Genomic DNA, 19571 nt, shown 5'->3' with positions numbered 1-19571 from the left:
GCACGTCACGCCAGGGGCAACCGGGCCCGGATGTCGCCCAGGCCTCGGGCGACGAGCAGCTCACCACCCGGCTGCAGGGTCGACCAGGCGTTCGCGGACTCGTCCCAGCGCCGCCACAGGCGCGGGTCGGTCTCGACCTCGACCGTGGTGCCCTCGCCGGGATCGACGGTCGCGGCACCCCAGCCGACGAGGCGCACCGGCTCGTCGTCCTCGCTGGGCTGGAAGTAGACCTGGACCACCTCGCGGGATGGGCGAGGACCGGTGTTGGACAACGAGACTCGCAGCCTCGGGGTCTGCGGCCCGTCACCCTCCACCGTGTCCTCGACGAGAGTGGCGTCGGCGTACTCCCACGCGCCGTACCCCTCGCCGGCGCCGAGCCAGAACGCCGGCGTGGCCGCGCGACCGGCGTGCCAGCCGCGGTAGCCGACGAAGGTGTCGTCGCCGTACTCGAGCTGCAGGTCGGTCGGCTCGACGTCCCATGCGGGGGCCGCGCCGTCCGCGGCCGGCCACGTCGTGACGAGCCGGCCCGCGGGCTCGCGCACCCCGAGGAGCGCGTCGGCGACGGCATACCCGCCCTCCTGCCCGGGCAGGCCGACGACGAGGATCGCGTCGACCTCGTCGGCCCACGGCATGAGCACCGGGGTCGCGGCATTGACGACGACCACGGTCCGCCGGGCGGCCTCGGCGACGGCGCGCACGAGCGCGTCCTGCTCTCCCGGGAGCGCGAGGGTGGACTTGTCCGCGGCCTCGCCCTCCTGCTCGGGGGTGAGCCCCACGACGACGACGGCGACATCGGCGTCCCGCGCTGCGGCGGCCGCGTCCTGCAGCACCTCGTCGAGCGGTCGGGGAACCTCCTCGAGGAGCAGGCCCTTCATCCCCATGCCGGAGGCGATGGCGTGCGAGAGGGTGCTGACCTTGCCATCTGGGCCGGGCTGCGGCTCGGAGCGGACGATCGTCAGCTCGGCCTCGACGAGTGCGCCTTCGGCGAGGTCGAGGTCGGTGGTCCACTGCGGCGGCTTGAGCACCGCCTCGCCGGGGTCGGCGCCCTCGGCGGTGAGGACGACGGACCCGACCTCGTCACCGTCGACCCGCAGCACCCAAGACCCTGTCCCGCTGACACCGACGCGGGTCTGACCACCGGCTGCGGCGACTGCACGCAGCCGCAGGACCTCGGTCGGACGCGGGAGGTCGTCGTCCCAGCCGGTCGTGACCGTCGCGTCGTCGCTGTGCACGGCGAGCATGACCTCGCCGGCGGCGTCGATGTGCTCGACCCGGATGCCGGGCTCGTCGCTCTCGGGGTCGCGGACCAGATCGGTGCGGGCCGGGAGGGTCAGCGCCCGCACGGGCACGGCGTCGACGACCGTGACCCCGTCGCCCAGCGCCTCGGAGAGCCCTTGGGCGACCGAGACCTGGTGCGGCGGGTTGACCGTCGCCGAGCCGCCGCCCATGCAGACGGTGTCGACGGCGTGGCGCCCGATGAGCGCGACCGTCGTGTCGCGTGCGAGGGGGAGGACGTCACCCTCGTTGCGGAGCACGACCATGCCGTCCGTGGCGAGCCGGCGCAGCTGCGCGCGGCGTTCGGGCGCGTCCGGGGCGAGGCTCGTGGCGGGCCATTCCCGCTGTCCCCCAAGGGCACCCACGCGGTCCGCGAGCCGCAGCAGCCGGCATACGTGCTCGTCGATGACCGACTCGGGGACGGCACCCGACTCGACGTCGCGCACGAGAGCCTCACCCCACGGGCCGTCCGGCCCGGGCATGACGAGGCCGAGCCCGCCGAGGGCGGCGGGGGCACTGGTCTTCGTGGCGTACCAGTCGCTCATGAGCAGGCCGTCCCAGCCCCACTCGCCCTTGACGACGACGTTGTTGACGTGGTCCTGCTCGGTGGCCGCGACGCCGTTGACGTCGTTGTAGGCCGCCATGATCGACCACGCATTCGCCTCGTCGACGGCGATCTCGAACGGCAGGAGGTAGACCTCGCGCAGGGCCCGCTCGCTCACGACGGAGTTCATGTAGTTGCGCAGCGTCTCGGACTCGTTGGCGACGAGGTGCTTGAGGCAGGCCCCGATCCCCTTGTCCTGCAAGCCGTTCACGTATGCCGCGGCGAGACGTCCGGTGAGCAGCGGGTCCTCGGAGTAGGCCTCGAAGAGCCGACCGCCGAGCGGGGAGCGGTGCAGGTTGATCGTCGGCCCGAGCACGACGTGGATCTGCTGGCGCTCGGCCTCCTCGGCGAGCAGCTCGCCGACCTCGCGGGCGGTGTCCTCGCTCCAGGCGCTCGCGAGGAGCGTGGCGTTGGGGACGAGGGCAACCTTCTCGCCGCCGGTGAACTTCAGGCCGCGCACGCCGGTCGGGCCGTCGCTGAAGGCCATGGGGGACAGGCCGATCGACTCCTCGCCGTGGAGCGTGAAAGCCGTGGCTCCGGTGAGCAGGCGCACCTTGGTCGGCAGGTCGAGCCGCGCGACGAGGGCGGCGTAGTCGGTGCTGGTGGTCGTGTCGGTGGTGGTCATGGCGCGGTCACTTCACTTTCCGGATGGGGAGGACGACGAGGGCACCGAGCGCGGCGGCGATGGCGGCACCCCAGAAGAGGAGCTGGTAGTTCGGGCCGGCGGCGGCACCGGACGCGAGCAGGACCGAGCCGAGGAACGGCGCGGCGGACTGGGGGATGGCGTTGGCCATGTTGAACACGCCGAGGTCCTTGCCGGAGTCCTCGGGGTTGGGCAGCACCTGCAGGACGAGGGCGAGGTCGACGCTGACGTAGATGCCGTAGGCGACGCCCATGATCGCCTCGACGACATAGAACGCCGGGAGCGAGTGGGCTTGGGCGAGGATCGCGACGCCGATGCCGAAGAGCAGGCTGGAGGCGGCGACGAGACCCTTGCGGCGGCCGGTGCGGTCGGAGATGACGCCGGCAACCCACGACGCGACGACGAGGACGACGGTGTAGATGAGCACGCCGGTGAAGACCGCGGCGGCCGCCTCGGCGTCGGTGAGGTCGACCCGGTCGACGAGGAAGTTCAGCCGGAACGTCGTGAACAGGAAGCTCGACAGGATGATGAGGAACCGACTCCACCAGGCCAACCCGAAGTCGGGGTGCTTCACGGGGTTGACCCAGAAGGTGCTCGCGAGGGTGCGCAGGTCGAGCGGCGCAGGCCGCTCGCGCAGCACCGGGTCCGGCAACACCGCGGCATACCCGACGACCGTGATGACACCGATGAGCGCGGGCACCATGAACAACGCCAGCATGTTCTCGGTGAACTGCGTGGCGATGGCCGTCGCGGCCAGGATGCTGACCGACTGCATGGTGCCCACCATGGCCGAGACCTTGGCGTACTGCTTCTCGGGCAGCTGGTCGGCGAGGGTCGCGATGTAGGGCGCGAACGCGGCGTTGGCGCCGAGCTGGGCGATGAACCAGCCGACGGCGAGCTGCCAGATGGCGGTGGCCTGGGAGATGGCGAGCAGCGCGAGGGCCATGACGAGGACGCCGCCGACGAGCCACGGACGGCGGCGTCCGAAGCGGCTCGTCGTCCGGTCGGACAGCCGGCCGAAGAGCGCGTTGCCGACGAACGCGGCGATCGCGCCGACGCCGAGGACGAGACCGACGGCGCTCGTGCGCTCGGTCGGGTCGGTGACGAGGCTGTTGACCTTGAGCGCCATCGAGACCATCACCGGTCCGAGGAGCGCGACGAAGATGCCGAACTGGGCGAGGCCGAGCACGGCGACGAAGAGCGGCGACTTCGGCTCGGTGGGTTTCTGGCCGCACTCGAGTCCGCGCGGGGTGGGCCGTGGGTCGAGGGCGGTGTGGGTCGGGATGGTCATCGTTGACACTCCAGGGGCTGGACGTCGGGGCGCGGCGCCGGTGCCGTGCCCTCCTGTCGTCCAGTGCAGCCGCCGGGACAGAAATAGTAAATAGGGCCTAATCACTATTTCGCGGAGTGAGACGAACCGACTGATTGCCCGTTTCCGGCAGGGCGGGGTGCTGGGAACCGGCAATCAGTCGGAGAGGGACGGGCCACTGACTGCCCGTTCTGGCTGCCGGAACGGGCAATCAGTGGCCAGGTGCGGGTGGTGCGGTGGTGCCGACCTCGGTCCGCACCGAGAACAGCTCGGGGAAGAACGTGAGCTCGAGGGCGCGCTGGAGGAACCCGACGCCGCTCGACCCGCCCGTGCCGGACTTCATGCCGATCGTCCGCTGCACCGTCTTGAGGTGCCGAAAGCGCCACAGCTGGAAGTTGTCCTCGAGGTCGACGAGCTCCTCGCACGCCTCGTAGACGTCCCAGTTGTCCTCGGCGCTCTCGTAGATCTCGGTGAAGACCCGCACGAGCTCCGCGCTCGGGACGTGCGCGCGGGTGACGTCGCGCTCGAGGACGTCCTGCGGGATCGCGTACCCGCGCCGGGCGAGGTAGCGGAGGAACTCGTCGTAGATGCTCGGCGCCTCGAGAAGCTCGGTGAGGATCGCGTATGCCGCGGGGTCGGCTTCGTGGACCTTGAGCATGCCGGGGTGCTTGTTGCCGAGCATGAACTCGACGGCGCGGTACTGCCAGGACTGGAAGCCCGACGCGTGCCCGAGGAACCCGCGGAACTGGCTGTACTCGGTCGGCGTGAGCGTCGCGAGGACGGACCACTGGTCGGTGAGGGTGCGCTGAATGTGCTTGACTCGGGCAATGCGCTTGAGCGCGACTCGCATCTCGTCCTGCGCGAGCAGGCTTGCGGCAGAACGCAGTTCGTGCAGCACGAGCTTGAGCCACAGCTCCGAGGTCTGGTGCTGGATGATGAAGAGCAGCTCGTCGTGGTGTTCCGGGTTGCTCACCGGGTGCTGCGCGCTGAGCAGCCGGTCGAGGTCGAGGTAGGAGCCGTAGCTCATCTCCCGCGCGAAGTCGGTGTGGATCCCGTCCTCGATGGCCCGCGTGTTGCTCTCCGTCATGCCGTTCATCCTGCCCTGCCGGCTGGACGGGCAGGGCAGGATGGGTGTATGGCCGACGTCGCGCAGATCGGGTCCGAGGAGTTCATCGCGTTCACCACCTTCCGCCGGAACGGTGCGCCGGTCAGCACGCCCGTGTGGGTGGTCCCGCTCTCGGACGGCCGGCGCATCGGCTTCTACACGACGATGGGCACGGGCAAGACCAGGCGTCTCGCCCACACGAGCCGCGTCACCGTGCAGCCGAGCGGCCGCCGCGGCACACTCAAGGAGGGCAGCACGCCGGTCGAGGCCGTCGCCGAGATGGTGCAGGGCGGCCCCGACTTCGACGAGGTCCAGCGCGCCGTGCGCGAGAAGTACGGCTGGCAGACGAAGTTCTTCCGTCTCGTCGGACGGCTCGCGCAACGCAAGAAACAGATGACCTACGGCGACACCGTCGTCCTCGTCTCGCCCCTCGACGGCACCATGGACGGGTGAACGCTCTCGTCCTCGTCGCCCACGGCACTCGTGACCCGCGCGGTGCCGAGACCGTGCGGGCGCTCGCGGCCGCCGTGGCCGAGGCGCTGCCGTCGGTCGAGGTCTCGCTCACCTATGTCGATGTCCAGGAGCCGCTCGTCGGCGAGGTCCTCGACGACGTCGTTGCGAAGGCTGGATCCGGGGGCGGCGTGGTGGTGGTGCCGCTGCTGCTCAGCCGCGGCTACCACGTCGACGTCGACATCGCCGACGCTGCGGCCCGGCACCCCGGGGTGCGCGTGACCAAGCCGCTCGGTCCCGACGCCGCACTCGCCACCCTCGTGACCGATCGGCTGCAGGCCGCCGGCGTCCCGGCCGGTGCGCACGTCGTCCTTGCCGCAGCCGGGTCGAGCCGCACCGAGGCCGCCGAGGACGTCACCGCCATGGGCGAGCTGCTTGCTTCGGTATGGAGTGGGCCGGTCACCGTCGCGTATGCCGCGGGCTCGCCGCCGTCGGTTCCCGACGCCGTCGCGTCGGCTCGCGTTGCCGGTGCGGAGTCTGTCGTCGTCGCGAGCTACCTGCTGGCCGAGGGCTTCTTCCACGACCGGCTCGCCGACGCAGGCGCCGACCTCGTCACCTCGCCACTCGCGGCGGGTGAGGGCCTGGCTCAGGTCGTCGGCGTCGTGACGTCGCGGTGCCAGGACTCGGTCTTGTAGGACGTGGTCCACCCCATCGAGAGGTAGAGCCCGTCGGCGCCGGTCGGGGAGTCGGCGTCGACCTCGAGCCCGACGCGGTTGTGCCCACGCTCGGCGGCGTCACGAATCACGGTGTGCAGCAACGCCTTCGCCACCCCGCGCCCGCGAGCCAGCCGGTGCACGCCGATGTAGTCGACGTAGCTGCCACCAGCACCCGAGGCATCCGGCGGCAGGATCGTCCCGACGAGCGCACCGCCGGGCACCATCTCGCCGTCGACCTCGACCTCGGCGATCCACCAGTGATCCCAGCGGTGACCGGGGTCCTCGCGCAGTCGCGACAGGAACTCGGGGAAGGACTCGCGATAGCTGTTGAAGTGGTCGGCGAAGGACTCCTCGAGCATCCGGTGCACGGTCTGGAGGTCGGCGGCGACCGGGGTTCCGTTCTCGTGCTTGGCGACCCGCCGGATCGTCACACCGTCGCGCGGCGCCGGGAGCGCCCCGTCGCGCGCCTCCGCCGAAGTCACTGGCCGGGACATCTGCAGCCAGGTCCGCGTCTGCCGGTATCTCGCGGCGGCGAGCCAGCCGCGCTGGCGCGGATCCGCGGCATACGCCCCAGAGTCGAGCTGCGTGCCGTCGAGCTCGCGGCCGGCCGCGATGTCGAGCCCCACCTCCTCCGCCCACGCGAAAAGCGTTGCGGCGAGGGCGTTCGCGTCGGCCGCGCTGAGCTCGTCGACGGCGACGGTCACCTCGACGAGCGTCCTCCCGGCCGCGCGGTCGTGCACCGCAGCCCAGCCACGCACCGCACCGTCGCCGTCGGTGACGACGACCTGCTGGCGCGTCCACGAACCCGTCCCGGCGACGTTGCTCTCGACCGTCGCGGCGTCGACCGAGGCCGAGCCCTTGACCGCCCGCTGGTGCGCCTCGGCGAGGTCCACCAGCGCCGGAACGTCGTCCGGCGACGGCACGCGCGCATGCCAGCCGGACGGCATACCGGCAAGGTCCGGCAAACCGACACGGTGCGGTGCGCTCATCCGATCGGCCCCCCGGACTCGACGAGTGGGACCACGTCGGCGATGGAGTCCATCACCGCCGTCGGCCGGTAGGGGAAGCGTTCGACCATCTCCGGCGTCGTCGACCCGGTGAGGACGAGGATCGTGCGCAGGCCGGCTTCGAGGCCGGAGACCATGTCGGTGTCCATGCGGTCGCCGATCATGACGGTGGACTCCGAGTGCGCGTCGATCTGGTTGAGGGCGCTGCGCATCATGAGCGGGTTCGGCTTGCCGACGAAGTAGGGCTTGCGGCCCGTCGCCGTCGAGATGAGTGCGGCGACAGATCCGGTGGCGGGCAGCTTGCCCTCGGTCGACGGGCCGCTCGGGTCGGGGTTGGTGGCGATGAAGCGGGCGCCCTTCTCGATGAGCCGGATGGCCTGGGTGATCTGCTCGAAGGAGTAGGTGCGGGTCTCGCCGAGGACGACGTAGTCGGGGTGGCGGCTCGTGAGGATGTAGCCGACGTCGTGCAGTGCCGTGGTGAGGCCGGCTTCGCCGACGACGTATGCCGTGCCCTGCGGTCGTTGGGCGGCGAGGAACTGCGCGGTCGCCATCGCGGAGGTCCAGATGGCCTCCTCGGGCACGTCGATGCCGCTCGCGAGGAGGCGGGCGCGCAGGTCGCGGGCGGTGTAGATCGAGTTGTTCGTCAGGACGAGGAACGGCCGGCCCGACTCGCGCAGCGCGGCGATGAAGTCGGCGGCGCCGGGTATGGCGTGCTCCTCGTGGACGAGCACGCCGTCCATATCGGTGAGCCAGGACTCGATCGGCTGCGGCTGGGTCATCGGACTGCCTCGGTCATGCGCCCCATTGTCGTGCATCACCCCATCCGAGGAACGGCAAGACCGCGGGGCGGCGACGCACGTCGATGACGAATAGGTGTGTACGAACACTTATCCGTCATCGACGTGAAGAGACAAGGGTGCCTCCGGGCGCCCACCGGGGCAGGTCGAAGGCCGCGCATACTGGCGCCATGGCAAACGGCGATGCGCGGCCTGAGCGGTGGCGTCGGGAGGTCGTGGCGACTTCTCCGGACGGGCGCCGGCTCACGGTGGTCGCCGTACCCACCTGTGCCCTGCTCCGCACTGAGGCGGGGCCGGACCCGATCTCCAACCCCGTGGCCTATGTCGTCGCGCCGCTCGGGCGCCTCCTCAGGAGGGCTGCTCGCCCGAGGTGGAAGGTTGGAGTGCGTCAGGACACCGGGCCACTCGGCGCGCCGAAGATCATCACCCGCACCGTCCTGCCGCCGCGCGTCACACCGGACGAGCTCATGGATCGGTGGGTCCGCGAGATCGAAGAGGGCCGGGTCCCGACGACCTGAGGGGCCGGATTTGCGTGTTGCGGACACGCGCATACTGGTGTCATGGCGAACGGCGAGGCAACGCGCACCGAGTCCGACACGATGGGGACGATCGAGGTCCCGGCCGACGCGTACTGGGGCGCGCAGACCCAGCGCAGCATCGAGAACTTCGACATCGGCCGCGACACCTTCGTCTGGGGGCGTCCGATGATCCGGGCCCTCGGCATCCTCAAGAAGGCCGCCGCCCAGGCAAACGGCGAGCTCGGCGAGCTCCCGCAGGACGTCGCCGACCTCATCGTCCGCGCCGCCGACGACGTCATCAGGGGCGACCTCGACGACCAGTTCCCGCTCGTCGTCTTCCAGACCGGGTCGGGCACGCAGTCCAACATGAACACCAACGAGGTCGTCTCCAACCGCGCCATCGAGCTCGCCGGCGGCGAACGCGGTTCCAAGACACCGGTCCACCCCAACGACCACGTCAACCGCGGCCAGTCGAGCAACGACACCTTCCCCACCGCCATGCACATCGCCGTCGTCCTCGACGTCGTCGAGCGGCTCGAGCCCGCGGTCGCGGAGCTGCGCACGGTCCTCGACGAGAAGCGCACGGCATACGAGGACGTCGTCATGGTCGGCCGCACCCACCTCCAGGACGCCACCCCGGTGACGCTCGGGCAGGTCTTCGGGGGCTGGGTCGCGCAGATCGACGAGGCGATGGACGCAGTGTCGTATGCCGTGGACGCGGCGCGCGCGCTCGCCATCGGTGGCACTGCGGTCGGGACGGGCCTCAACGCGCACCCGAAGTTCGGTGAGCTCGCGGCGGCGAAGATCGCGGCCGAGACCGGACAGGAGTTCCGGCAGGCCCCGAACCTCTTCGCGGCCCTCTCCGCACACGACGCGCTCGTCACCCTCAGCGCGAGCCTGCGCACCCTCGGCGGCGTGCTCATGAAGCTCGCCAACGACGTCCGCTGGTACGCCTCCGGGCCACGAAATGGCTTGGGAGAGCTCAAAATCCCCGAGAACGAGCCGGGCTCCTCGATCATGCCGGGCAAGGTCAACCCGACCCAGGCCGAGGCGCTGACCATGGTCGCGACGCGCGTCTTCGGCAACGACGCGACGGTCGCCTTCGCCGGGTCGCAGGGCAACTTCCAGCTCAACGTCTACAAGCCGGTCATGGCACACGCCGTGCTCGAGTCGATCCGCCTCCTCAGCGACGGCTGCCGCTCGTTCACCGCGCACTGCGCCCGCGGCATCGAGCCCAACACCGAGCGGATCAACGCCAACCTGACGTCCAACCTCATGCTCGTCACCGCCCTCAACCGGCACATCGGCTACGACAAGGCCGCCGCCATCGCCAAGAACGCGCACAAGCAAGGCATCAGCCTGCGCGAGTCGGCGCTCGCGTCCGGTGACGTCACGGCCGAGCAGTTCGACGAGTGGGTCGTCCCGGAGGACATGACCCACCCCTGACCCTGGCGTGGATGGCAAGGTGGGGGCATGAGCAGCGCCGATGCTGCGGGTCAGCCCGCTGACGAGATCTACGACGAGGTCGACTTCGTCGTCGTGGGATCGGGAGCCGGGGGCGGCCCGCTCGCCGCGAACCTCGCCCTCGCCGGCCACAGCGTCGTGATCCTCGAGGCCGGCGACGACCACGCCTGCCCCTACTACTCGATCCCGATCATGCAGGCCTACGCCAGCGAGGACGCGGACCTGCGCTGGGACTTCTTCGTTCGCCACTGGGACGACGACGCGCAGCAGCAGGCCGACGACAAGCTCGTCGCCGACCGCGGTGGCGTCCTCTATCCGCGCGGCAGCACCCTCGGCGGCAGCACCGCCGTCAGCGCGATGGTGACGATCCTCCCGCACGACAGCGACTGGCAGCGTCTCGCCGACCTCACCGGCGACCCGTCCTGGGGCCCGGACGCGATGCGCGAACGGTGGCAGCGCATCGAGGACTGGCAGGGCGTCGACGCCGAACCCCTCCCCGGCGACGACGAGGCCACCCGCGACACCAAGGCGGCCCACGGTCACGGCGGCTGGCTCGGCACGACCCGCGCCAACCCCGAGGTCGGCGGGCGCGAGCCGATGTTCCTCGACATCATCGGCGCCATCGAACGAACCGCCCGCGCCCGCTTCGGCATCGCCGACGACATCTCCCTCCCGCGCGACGTCAACGCCGCCGACACTCCCGGAGACTTCGAGGGGATGAGCTTCATCCCCGTGGCCGTGCGCGACGGGCACCGCAACGGCTCGCGTGAGCGGGTCGAGGACGTCATGGCCCGCCACCCCGACCGGCTGCAGGTGCGGCTCGGCGCCCTCGCGACGAGGGTCGTGTTCGAGGGCGACCGCGCCGTCGGGGTCGAGTACCTCGACCAACCGCATGCGTATGCCGCGAGCCCGCTCCACGAGAGCGCTTCACCCGAGCCTGCGGCTGGGCAGCGCAGGACAATTCGCGCCCGCAAGGAGGTCATCCTCGCCGGTGGCGCTTTCAACACCCCGCAGCTGCTCATGCTCTCCGGCGTCGGCCCGGCCGAGCAGCTGCGCGAGCACGGCATCGAGGTCCGGGTCGACGCTCCCGGTGTCGGGTCCAACCTGCACGACCGCTACGAGGTGTCCCTCGTCGCCGAGCTCGACCGCGACTACCCGATCTTCGCCGGATCAGCCCTCGACGTCCCCGACGACCCCGAGGCCGAGAGCGACGACCCGCTCTTCACCGAATGGCGCGACGACGCCGGCGGCCCCTACTCGACCAACGGATCCCTCGCCGCTCTCGTCACGAGATCGACTGCAGCACAGGCCCTTTCGCAGCCCGACTCCGACCTCATCATCTTCGCGCTGCCCATCGGTTTCCGCGGCTACTATCCCGGCTACGCCCGCGACGCCGTCGCCGAACGCAACCTCGTCTCCGTCCTCGTCCTCAAGGGCCACACGACGAACCGCGCCGGCTCGGTCAGCCTCCGCTCGGCCGACCCGACCGACGTCCCCGACATCGCCTTCCGCTACTTCGGCGAGGGCGACGGGAGCCCCGAGCAGGACCTCGAAGGCGTCGTCGAAGGTGTCGAGGTCGCCCGCGACATCCTCTCCCGGCTCGAGGACGCCAAGGTCGCCCGCGAGCTCGTCCCCGGCGCCGATGTGCAGACCCGCGAGCAGCTCGGCGAGTTCGTCAGGGCGCAGGCGTGGGGCCACCATGCCTGCGGCACGACTCGTATCGGCCGCGACGACGACCCCGGCGCCGTCCTCGACGGCGACTTCCGGGTCCGTGGGGTCGACGGCCTGCGCGTCGTCGACGCCGGCGTCTTCCCCGACATCCCCGGGTTCTTCATCGCCTCCGCGGTCTACCTCGTGAGCGAGAAGGCGAGCGATGCGCTCCTGGCCGCACACGGCATACCGCACGCGGACGGCATACGGACGAACCCCGATGAGTGAGGTTCAGCTGCGGCTGTGATGGCCCCGACCCAGCATGTTGAGGATCGCTTCGCTTCGTGAGCGAGCCTCGGTCACGTCGAGGATCGCCGAGACGTCACGGGCAACGGTGCGCCGGGATATCTGCAACTGCCGGGCGATCGCGGCGTCGGTGGACCCGAGACAGACCAGCCGGGCGACCTCGAGCTGGCGGGCGTCCAGAGGCGGGTCCGTTCGCGGCGGCAGCGCCGGCTCGGACTCGGCCAGGGCAGCGTGCCAGGCCTCGAGGGAACGCTCGAGGAACTCGCCACCCGCCGCCACCCAGGCCATGGTCCGGCCGTCGACGAGGTCGGGACCCTCCATGACCGCCAGTCGCGAATCCGAGATGACCAGTCGCAGCGCGCAGGGTCCCACGCGCACCCGAGGACTCAGCGACGTGAGCAGCGGGTGCATCCGGATGGTCCGAGCCGACGTGATGAAGCCCATGTCCAGCCCGCGCTCCCTCGAGCGGCGGTCCAGGTCGAAGCTCGTGTCGTCGGGGTCGAAGATGTTGCGGGGCGTGATGTTCCACGCCGAACGATGGGTGTGCTACTCGACACGCGCCAGCCGGGCCATGATCTCGCCCTGACCCATGCCGAACGGACGCAACCCCCGCGCGGCAGCCTCGCCGGACAACACCGCCGCGACGGCGTCGTTCCTGAGGGCGTAGCCCAACCGGAGCGCCTCGGACATCGGACGCTTCGCTCAGGTCCGGCTCTGTCGGCCACGGCCGAGCATGTTGAGGATGGCCTCACCGCGCGAGCGCGCTCCGGTGACCTCGAGGATGGCGGCCACGTCCCGGGCGACGGTGCGCTGGGAGATCCCGAGCTGCCGGGCGATCGCGGCGTCGGTCCTGCCGAGACAGACGCCGCGGGCCACCTCGAGCTGGCGCCGGTCGAGGGGTGGCGGCGAGCCCTCGGGCACGGCGCGCCGGGACTCGCGCAGGGTGGCGTCCCACAGCGCGATCGAGTCCTCGAGGAGGCTGCCACCGGTGACGATCCAGAACGTCGTCTCGCCGTCGGGCATGGGCGGGCCGTCGAGCAGGGCGATCGTGCGGTCGAGCAGCAGCAGCCGGAACATCGCCGGGCCGAGGAGCAGGTTCGGGGACAGCGACGTGAGCAAGGGGTTGAAGCGCAGGGTCCGCGGTGGGGTGATCATGCGGAGATCGAGGCCTCGCTCGCGAGAGCGTCGGTCGAGTTCGTAGGCGCCGTCCTCGGGGTCGAAGCTCGGCTGCGGATGGATGTTCCACGCCGAGTGCCGGGTCCGCTGCTCCAGGGCGACGAGTGAACGCGTCACCTCCGCGTGCCCGATCCCGAAGAGGGCGAGGCCGTCGGGGAGTGGGCGACCCGGGTGGGCCACTTCGTTCATCCGTGCCAGGAGCGCGAGCGCCACCTGTCGTGCGTCCGACATGGTCCTCCCCACGATGTGGTCGGTGTGATCGCTCTTGTCGGAGGAATTCTCCAATAGCAACCGCGTCCGGGGCCGTCAAGGGGGTCGGCTGGCTCTCGCCACACGCCTCGACTCGCGGCCGGCGCCGCACGATCATCGACGTGTCACGAGCCTGAAGGGGGGTTCGTGAACGATCCGCGGCGTGGCGGGGGTGGGCGCGCTCACCGCCACGCCGCGGACCGCTGCCCGAGCGGCTTGACGCGGACCGTCCACCCGTTCGCGCCTCGGACCTCTTAGGTTGTCCGGCATGGACTTCACCGCGCCCTCGCCCCACGCCGGAATGGGCGCTGTGCCCGTCGACGGCGGGGTCACCTTCCGGGTGTGGGCACCGAACTCGACCCATGTCTGGGTGACGGGGAGCTTCAACGGGTGGGACAGCGGCAACAACCCGCAGCTCGAGCGCGACGGCGACGGGTCCTCGGGCACGTGGTCGGCGCACGTCCCGGGTGTGACGCCGGGGGCGGAGTACCGCTTCCAGGTCGACACCGGGTCCGAGGTGCTGTGGCGCGCCGACCCCTATGCCCGTCAGATGACGAGCTCGGTCGGCAACTGCGTGGTGTACGACCCGTCATCGTTCGACTGGGGCGGGGTGCAGTTCCGTATGCCGTCCTGGGACGACGTGGTCATCTACGAGCTGCACGTGGGCACCTTCGGTGGTGATGGGGCGCAGCGGGGGAGCTTCGAGAGCGCCGCGGCGCGCCTGCCGCACCTGCGCGACCTCGGGGTCTCGGTCATCCAGGTCATGCCGCCGTTCGAGTACGCCGGCGACATCTCGTGGGGCTACAACCCGAGTCACCTCTTCGCCGTCGAGTCCGGGTACGGCGGACCGGACGCGTTCAAGGCGTTCATCAAGGCGGCACACGAGCACGGCATGGCCGTCGTCGTCGACGTCGTGCACAACCACATCGGCCCCTCCGACCTCGACCTGTGGCGCTTCGACGGCTGGTACGAGAACGACGGCGGCGGCATCTACTTCTACAACGACTGGCGTGCGGACACCCCGTGGGGCGACACTCGCCCCGACTACGGGCGCCCCGAGGTGCGCGGGTTCCTCCGCGACAGCGCCGCGCTGTGGCTGGAGGAGTTCCGGGTCGACGGGCTCCGGTTCGACGCGACGAACTACATCCGCTCCGTCACCGGCGGCACGTGGGACCCCGGCGCGGCCCTGCCCGGCGGCGCCGACTACCTGCGCTGGCTCACCGGAGACCTGCACGGCCGGCAGCCATGGAAGCTGATCATCGCCGAGGACAACCAGAGCGACCCGACCGTCACCGAGCCGGCCGACGAGGGCGGGCTCGGGTTCGACGCGCAGTGGGACGCCGGGTTCGTCCACCCCGTCCGTGACGCGCTCGTCCAGCTCAGCGACGAGCACCGCGACATGGACGCCGTCGGCCGGGCCCTGCTCGGCGAGGGGCGCGGGGCGGCCGGTTCGCGGATCATCTACACCGAGTCGCACGACGAGGTCGCCAACGGCAAGACCCGCCTCCCCGAGGCGGTCGCTCCCGGGGACGCCGGCTCCTGGGCCGCGAAGAAGCGCGCAGCGCTCGGCTTCGTCACCGTGATGTGCGCACCCGGCATACCGATGCTCTTCCAGGGGCAGGAGTTCCTCGAGGACCGGTGGTTCGACGACTCGGTCGCCCTCGACTGGGGCAAATCCGAGCGCAACGCCGGCATCGTCGCCCTGCACCGCGACCTCATCCGGCTGCGCCGCAACGCCGACGGCGTCAGTGCTGGCCTGCGCGGCGCCGGCTCCACCCTGCTGCGCGTCGACAACACCGCCAAGGTCATCGTCCTGCACCGCTGGGACGAGGGAGGGGCGAACGACGACACCGTTGTCGTCCTCAACTTCTCGACGGCCGTCCTGCGCGACCTGCCCGTGGGGCTGCCGGCGCCGGGTCGCTGGGCGGTGCGGTTCAACTCGGACTCGCCCCTCTATGCGCCGGAGTTCGGGGGTGTCGACGCCTTCGACGTCGAGGCGTCCGGTCCGGCGATGGACGGCTGCGACCAGAGCGGCGCGGTGACCGTCGGCCCCTACAGCGCGGTCGTCCTCACCCGTACGTGAGGTGCGGGTGAGGACGATGGCGGAGGAGTCGCGGGCGGATCGCACCGGTCACCTCGTCATGCTCAGGTCTTGACCCGTACTCTGGAACGCGCCGACTCTGTTCCACAGTACGGGTCAAGACCCAAGCACTCTGGCGCAATGACAGGGACTCGGCGCCACGGCTCGACCCGATCGCGCCTGCGGGTTCAGGCCGTATGCCGGTCGGTCACCTCGAGCGCGGCGTCCAGCTTCTCGAGACCCTCGCGCATCTCGTCGGCGGTCGTCGTGCATGGCGGCACGACGTGGGTCCGGTTGAAGTGCACGAACGGCCACAACCCGAGCCGCTTGCACTCGGCCGCGAACTCGGCCATCGGAGCGGCCGCCTCCCCGGACGCGTTGAACGGGACCAACGGCTCACGGGACACGCGTGAGCGAACCAGCTCCACGGCATACATGAACCCCACGCCACGGACCTCGCCCACCGACGGGTGGCGCGCGGCGATGGCCTCGAGCCCGGGCCGCAGCACCGTCTCCTCGACCCCGCGGACGTGCTCGAGGATGCCCTCCTCGCGGAAGATCCCGATCGACGCGACCGCCGACGCGCACGCGAGCGGGTGCCCTGAGTACGTCAGCCCGCCGGGGTAGGGCCGGTCCGCGAAGGTGTCCGCGATGGCCCGCGAGATGACGACACCGCCGAGCGGGACGTAGCCGGAGTTGACGCCCTTGGCGAAGCAGATGAGGTCGGGCGTGACCTCCCACCGGTCGATGGCGAACCACTCGCCACACCGCCCGAACCCGGCCATGACCTCGTCGGCGATGAAGACGATGCCGTGCTCGTCGCAGATCTCGCGCACTCCGGCGAGGTAGCCCGGCGGCGGGACGAGCACGCCGTTGGTGCCGACGACGGACTCGAGCATGATCGCGGCGATCGTCTGCGGACCCTCGACCATGATCGTGTCGCGCAGGTGCTGCAGGGCCCGGTCGCGCTCCTCATCCTCGGTGCTCGCGTGGAAGGCGCTGCGGTAGAGGTACGGACCCCAGAAGTGCACGATCCCCGGCACCGACGGCTCCGACGGCCAGCGCCGCGGCTCACCCGTGGCGGCGATCGCGCCCGCCGTCGCACCGTGGTAGCTGCGGTAGGTCGTGAGCACCTTCTGCCGACCGGTGTGCAGGCGGGCCATGCGCATGGCGTTCTCGGTCGCCTCGGCGCCGCCGTTGGTGAAGAACACCGAGTCGAGGTCCCCGGGCGCGACCTCGGCGATGAGCCGGGCTGCCTCGCTGCGCATGTCGTTGGCGAACGCCGGGCTCACGGTGAGCAGTCGGCCGGCCTGGCGCTGGATCGCCTCGACGAGCTTCGGGTGCTGGTAGCCGATGTTGACGTTGACGAGCTGGCTCGAGAAGTCGAGGTAGCGCGTGCCGTCGGCGGTCTCGAACCTCGAGCCCTCGGCCCAGGTGATCTCGGGCGGGGAGATCTGGGCCTGCGCCGACCACGAGTGGAAGACGTGGGCGCGGTCGTCGTCGGTCACGGAGCGGACGCGCTGCGCGGGGCTCGACGGGGTGGCGCTCGACGGGGCGGTTCCTGCGGCGGTGTCAGTCACCTTCGCCAGCATAGGCGCGCTCGTCCGGCAAAGCGGTCGGCATCACATCGGTCGAAGACTGTTCAACGACCATGTTTTCTCGCTAGTCTGTGAGTCAGCCGGGCGCGCGTCGTGAAACCCCCTGTACCGACGCGCGCCCGTGGCATGTCCGGAGGCTTTTTGGCAGGCTGAGGGGCGCCGTCCGGGTTCTCCGGGGTATGCCGGCCGCGCGCCGGTGGATGATCGGCGCCCCGTGCGGTGTTGAGACGGGCGAGAAGTTCCATCCGCGACCCCTAGGAGCATCCATGGCCACCGTCGAGCTCACCGCCGACACCTTCGAGAAGACCGTCACGGGCAACGACATCGTGCTCGTCGACTTCTGGGCCGAGTGGTGTGGGCCGTGCAAGCGGTTCGCGCCCGTCTTCGAGGAGGCGTCCGAGAAGCACGACGGCGTCGTCTTCGCCAAGGTCGACACCGAGGCCGAGCAGCAGCTCGCCGCGGCCGCGCAGATCACGTCCATCCCGACGCTCATGGCGTTCCGCGACTCGATCCTCGTCTTCGCCCAGCCGGGGGCGCTGCCCGCGCCCGCGCTCGACGGCATCATCGAGCAGATCAAGGGCCTCGACATGGACGACGTGCGCGCCAAGGTCGCCGAGCAGCAGGCCGCCCAGGGCCAGCAGGACTCCTGACGCCGCGCTTCTTCCGACTGATTGCCGGTTCCCGGCAGGTGTCTGCCGGGGACAGGCAATCAGTGCATCTGAGGGCTCGTCCGTCGTCGACGGTCAGCCCTGCGAGAGCAGGACCGACACGAGCATCGCGACGATGACCGTGTTGAAGACGAACGCCGTCGCGACGAGCGACGTGATCACCTCGCGCATCCGCGTCGTCATCACCGACACGTCCGACGTCGAGAACGTCGTGCACACCTGCATGCCGAGATAGAAGTAGTCGCCCCACGCGTGACCGCCGTCGTCGGGGAACTGCAGCGCGCGCCCCGGCCCCTTCGGCCCGAGGTCCTGGCGCACGAGCATGAGCGTCCCGCTCACCGCCATGACCATCCACGCGAGGGCGACGACGAGCAGTGAGCCGAGCACGAGGACCGGGCTGGCCTTCAACCGTTCGGTGAGGATGAGCGCACCGACGACGAAGAGGCTCATCGCCGCGGTCGTCACGAGCCACGACCCTGCGCCCGTCCCCCACCGCCAGTGGAATGCCCGCGCGAGCTGCGGGGAGCCGCTGCGTTCGCTGAACGTCGTCGTCGCCTCGACCGCCTCTTCGAGCTGCGCGGGCTCGTAGCGGGAGAAGACCCGCCACGTGTGCACGAGGTACGTCGCGAGCATGACGATGAAGAGCGTCAGCACCGTCGCCAGCCCTTCGACCTGGTCGTCCTCGCGCCCGCCGCCGAAGTCGACCCAGCGCGCGACGAGCCGCACGGCGATGGCCACCGTCACGGAGACGACAACGGCTACCCACGCCCGTCGGCTGTCGTCCGCCCAGTGGTGCGGCTCCCTCGCCCTGCGTGCCACGTGCCGTTCCCTTTCGTCCGACTGGTTGCGCATCCTTCGCACGACGACGCGAACTGTGCGCAACCAGTCGTGGGTGGATGGGTCCTCAGCATGGCCGACGTCGGTCGCTTTTGCTTGGATGAGTCGCGTGAGCCTGCCGTATGTCGCCCTTGGAGACTCGTATGCCGCGGGCGTGGGTGGTGGTCCCGGGCGCAGCGAGTGCTGGCGCGCCTTCGCCGGCTATCCCGTGAGCGTCGCCCGCTCGCTCGGGGTGGACCTCGCCTACCAGGCGTGCCTCGGCGCGACGGTGGCGAACGTCGTCGAGGACCAGGTCGCCGCGCTCGGCCCGGAGACCACCCACGTCTCCCTGACCATCGGCGGCAACGACGCCGGCTTCGTCCCAGTGCTCGTCGAGTGCGCCAAGCCGGCCTGGATGACCGACTCCGACCGGGTCCTCGACGAGGCGTCGGCTCTCGTGACCCAGGAGCTGCCCGGGCGGCTCGACGCCCTCCTGGGGCGCGTCCGCGAAGGTGCGCCGACAGCGGAGCTGGTGCTCACGGCATACCCGGTCATCTTCAACGGCACGGACTGCAATGCGCTGACCTTCTTCAGCCCCCACGAGATGTCGCGCATCGAGCGCGGCACGGGCGAGCTCGCCGACGTCATCAGCGCGGCGGCCGCGAAGGTGGGTGCGAGGTTCGTCGACCCGCGCGCGGCGTTCGACGGGCACGCGGTCTGTGACGCGGTCGAGTGGATCAACGGGGTCGGGTGGCCGCTCGAGGAGTCCTACCACCCCAACGGCGCCGGGCACGAGGCCTATGCGCGGCTGGTGGCTGAGGGATTCGGAGTGGAGCCCTCAGTGCTGCCGCAGCGCGACCGGCCCGAAGTGCGCGTCGAGGAGGGGCCCGCCAGACGCGGCGACGCGCCGACGTTCTCGCTGCCGGACCTGCTGTCCGGCCCGAGCCTCGACGGCGCGCGACGTGCGGGGATCGACCCGGATCGGGTCGTGCGACTCGTCCGCGAGGACCGGCGCGAGGAGCTCCAGGAGCTCGATCGCGAGGTGCGCGCAAGTCGCTAGTGTCCCGAACTCACCCAAGTGGACGGTTCGGGACGGTGCTGGTGTCCCGAGCTCACCCCATGGGACGGTTCGGGACGGTG

At 70.7% G+C, this 19571-nt stretch carries 18 protein-coding genes; 8 read left to right on the top strand and 10 right to left on the bottom strand.

Annotated elements, in window-relative coordinates:
• Positions 1-5: 5 nt before the first annotated feature.
• The 3 genes from BCF74_RS10965 to kynA all read right to left on the bottom strand — a co-directional run bounded on the left by BCF74_RS10965 (position 6) and on the right by kynA (position 4918).
• Positions 6-2504, bottom strand: coding sequence for a glycoside hydrolase family 3 protein (locus tag BCF74_RS10965; RefSeq protein ID WP_106297998.1), 2499 nt, complete (start codon positions 2502-2504; stop codon positions 6-8).
• A 7-nt stretch (positions 2505-2511) separates the two neighbouring features.
• On the bottom strand, positions 2512-3813 hold the full coding sequence (locus tag BCF74_RS10960) for an MFS transporter (protein WP_106297997.1): 1302 nt from the start codon (positions 3811-3813) through the stop codon (positions 2512-2514).
• A gap of 229 nt (positions 3814-4042) precedes the next feature.
• Positions 4043-4918: a tryptophan 2,3-dioxygenase gene (gene kynA / locus BCF74_RS10955; protein WP_106297996.1), complete on the bottom strand. Its 876-nt coding sequence runs from the start codon at positions 4916-4918 to the stop codon at positions 4043-4045.
• A gap of 48 nt (positions 4919-4966) precedes the next feature.
• Between kynA and BCF74_RS10950 the strand changes: the two genes are divergently transcribed.
• Positions 4967-5389 carry a PPOX class F420-dependent oxidoreductase gene (locus tag BCF74_RS10950; RefSeq protein ID WP_106297995.1) on the top strand — a complete coding sequence of 141 codons (423 nt, stop codon included), beginning with the start codon at positions 4967-4969 and terminating at the stop codon, positions 5387-5389.
• On the top strand, positions 5386-6081 hold the full coding sequence (locus BCF74_RS10945; protein ID WP_106297994.1) for a sirohydrochlorin chelatase: 696 nt from the start codon (positions 5386-5388) through the stop codon (positions 6079-6081). The genes BCF74_RS10950 and BCF74_RS10945 overlap by 4 nt, the downstream gene beginning before the upstream one ends.
• On the opposite strand, the gene BCF74_RS10940 is transcribed toward BCF74_RS10945, so the two are convergent.
• Positions 6033-7067, bottom strand: a complete 1035-nt coding sequence (locus BCF74_RS10940; RefSeq protein WP_342747570.1) for a GNAT family N-acetyltransferase — start codon at positions 7065-7067, stop codon at positions 6033-6035. The two genes, BCF74_RS10945 and BCF74_RS10940, sit on opposite strands and share 49 nt — an antisense overlap.
• 20 nt (positions 7068-7087) lie before the next feature.
• The gene (locus BCF74_RS10935) at positions 7088-7888 is read right to left on the bottom strand and encodes an HAD-IIA family hydrolase (RefSeq protein WP_106297992.1); all 801 of its coding nucleotides are present in this window, start codon (positions 7886-7888) and stop codon (positions 7088-7090) included.
• A 188-nt stretch (positions 7889-8076) separates the two neighbouring features.
• Between BCF74_RS10935 and BCF74_RS17090 the strand changes: the two genes are divergently transcribed.
• From BCF74_RS17090 to BCF74_RS10925, 3 genes are read left to right on the top strand one after another with little or no spacing between them, the layout of a single operon-like run.
• On the top strand, positions 8077-8424 hold the full coding sequence (locus BCF74_RS17090) for a hypothetical protein (protein WP_146132939.1): 348 nt from the start codon (positions 8077-8079) through the stop codon (positions 8422-8424).
• A gap of 42 nt (positions 8425-8466) precedes the next feature.
• Positions 8467-9870: a class II fumarate hydratase gene (gene fumC / locus BCF74_RS10930; RefSeq protein WP_106297991.1), complete on the top strand. Its 1404-nt coding sequence runs from the start codon at positions 8467-8469 to the stop codon at positions 9868-9870.
• 27 nt (positions 9871-9897) lie between these two features.
• On the top strand, positions 9898-11826 hold the full coding sequence (locus tag BCF74_RS10925; RefSeq protein ID WP_106297990.1) for a GMC family oxidoreductase: 1929 nt from the start codon (positions 9898-9900) through the stop codon (positions 11824-11826).
• Between the two features lie 3 nt (positions 11827-11829).
• Here BCF74_RS10925 and BCF74_RS10920 read toward each other — a convergent pair whose 3' ends face one another.
• The 3 genes from BCF74_RS10920 to BCF74_RS10915 all read right to left on the bottom strand — a co-directional run bounded on the left by BCF74_RS10920 (position 11830) and on the right by BCF74_RS10915 (position 13251).
• The gene (locus tag BCF74_RS10920; RefSeq protein ID WP_106297989.1) at positions 11830-12288 is read right to left on the bottom strand and encodes a helix-turn-helix transcriptional regulator; all 459 of its coding nucleotides are present in this window, start codon (positions 12286-12288) and stop codon (positions 11830-11832) included.
• A 102-nt stretch (positions 12289-12390) separates the two neighbouring features.
• Complete coding sequence (locus BCF74_RS17355) at positions 12391-12534, bottom strand: hypothetical protein (RefSeq protein WP_170070221.1); 144 nt, start codon at positions 12532-12534, stop codon at positions 12391-12393.
• Positions 12535-12546: 12 nt separating this feature from the next.
• Complete coding sequence (locus tag BCF74_RS10915) at positions 12547-13251, bottom strand: helix-turn-helix transcriptional regulator (RefSeq protein WP_106297988.1); 705 nt, start codon at positions 13249-13251, stop codon at positions 12547-12549.
• 286 nt (positions 13252-13537) lie between these two features.
• Between BCF74_RS10915 and BCF74_RS10910 the strand changes: the two genes are divergently transcribed.
• Positions 13538-15352 carry an alpha-amylase family glycosyl hydrolase gene (locus tag BCF74_RS10910; protein WP_106297987.1) on the top strand — a complete coding sequence of 605 codons (1815 nt, stop codon included), beginning with the start codon at positions 13538-13540 and terminating at the stop codon, positions 15350-15352.
• Between the two features lie 185 nt (positions 15353-15537).
• Here BCF74_RS10910 and BCF74_RS10905 read toward each other — a convergent pair whose 3' ends face one another.
• A complete protein-coding gene (locus BCF74_RS10905) occupies positions 15538-16941 on the bottom strand; it encodes an aspartate aminotransferase family protein (RefSeq protein WP_106297986.1) in 1404 nt (467 codons plus the stop codon).
• Positions 16942-17213: 272 nt separating this feature from the next.
• Here BCF74_RS10905 and trxA point away from each other — a divergent pair, with 272 nt between their 5' ends.
• Positions 17214-17597 carry a thioredoxin gene (gene trxA / locus BCF74_RS10900; RefSeq protein ID WP_106297985.1) on the top strand — a complete coding sequence of 128 codons (384 nt, stop codon included), beginning with the start codon at positions 17214-17216 and terminating at the stop codon, positions 17595-17597.
• A gap of 93 nt (positions 17598-17690) precedes the next feature.
• On the opposite strand, the gene BCF74_RS10895 is transcribed toward trxA, so the two are convergent.
• Positions 17691-18434, bottom strand: coding sequence for a DUF1345 domain-containing protein (locus BCF74_RS10895; protein WP_170070220.1), 744 nt, complete (start codon positions 18432-18434; stop codon positions 17691-17693).
• A gap of 127 nt (positions 18435-18561) precedes the next feature.
• Between BCF74_RS10895 and BCF74_RS10890 the strand changes: the two genes are divergently transcribed.
• The gene (locus BCF74_RS10890; protein ID WP_170070219.1) at positions 18562-19491 is read left to right on the top strand and encodes an SGNH/GDSL hydrolase family protein; all 930 of its coding nucleotides are present in this window, start codon (positions 18562-18564) and stop codon (positions 19489-19491) included.
• Positions 19492-19571 lie beyond the last annotated feature (80 nt).

It is taken from the genome of Knoellia remsis, from assembly GCF_003002895.1.
Classification (GTDB): domain Bacteria; phylum Actinomycetota; class Actinomycetes; order Actinomycetales; family Dermatophilaceae; genus Knoellia; species Knoellia remsis.
The sequence above is the reverse complement of the archived record's forward strand: the minus strand, read 5'-3'. Positions and strand labels throughout refer to the sequence as shown.

Coding starts and splice junctions, on each gene's coding strand:
- fumC (WP_106297991.1), top strand. CDS start 8,467: ATGGCGAACGGCGAGGCAACGCGCACCGAGTCCGACACGATGGGGACG.
- BCF74_RS10960 (WP_106297997.1), bottom strand. CDS start 3,813: ATGACCATCCCGACCCACACCGCCCTCGACCCACGGCCCACCCCGCGC.
- BCF74_RS10925 (WP_106297990.1), top strand. CDS start 9,898: ATGAGCAGCGCCGATGCTGCGGGTCAGCCCGCTGACGAGATCTACGAC.
- BCF74_RS10935 (WP_106297992.1), bottom strand. CDS start 7,888: ATGACCCAGCCGCAGCCGATCGAGTCCTGGCTCACCGATATGGACGGC.
- BCF74_RS10905 (WP_106297986.1), bottom strand. CDS start 16,941: ATGCTGGCGAAGGTGACTGACACCGCCGCAGGAACCGCCCCGTCGAGC.
- kynA (WP_106297996.1), bottom strand. CDS start 4,918: ATGACGGAGAGCAACACGCGGGCCATCGAGGACGGGATCCACACCGAC.
- BCF74_RS10915 (WP_106297988.1), bottom strand. CDS start 13,251: ATGTCGGACGCACGACAGGTGGCGCTCGCGCTCCTGGCACGGATGAAC.
- BCF74_RS17090 (WP_146132939.1), top strand. CDS start 8,077: ATGGCAAACGGCGATGCGCGGCCTGAGCGGTGGCGTCGGGAGGTCGTG.
- BCF74_RS10920 (WP_106297989.1), bottom strand. CDS start 12,288: ATGGGCTTCATCACGTCGGCTCGGACCATCCGGATGCACCCGCTGCTC.
- BCF74_RS10910 (WP_106297987.1), top strand. CDS start 13,538: ATGGACTTCACCGCGCCCTCGCCCCACGCCGGAATGGGCGCTGTGCCC.
- BCF74_RS10950 (WP_106297995.1), top strand. CDS start 4,967: ATGGCCGACGTCGCGCAGATCGGGTCCGAGGAGTTCATCGCGTTCACC.
- trxA (WP_106297985.1), top strand. CDS start 17,214: ATGGCCACCGTCGAGCTCACCGCCGACACCTTCGAGAAGACCGTCACG.
- BCF74_RS10965 (WP_106297998.1), bottom strand. CDS start 2,504: ATGACCACCACCGACACGACCACCAGCACCGACTACGCCGCCCTCGTC.
- BCF74_RS17355 (WP_170070221.1), bottom strand. CDS start 12,534: ATGTCCGAGGCGCTCCGGTTGGGCTACGCCCTCAGGAACGACGCCGTC.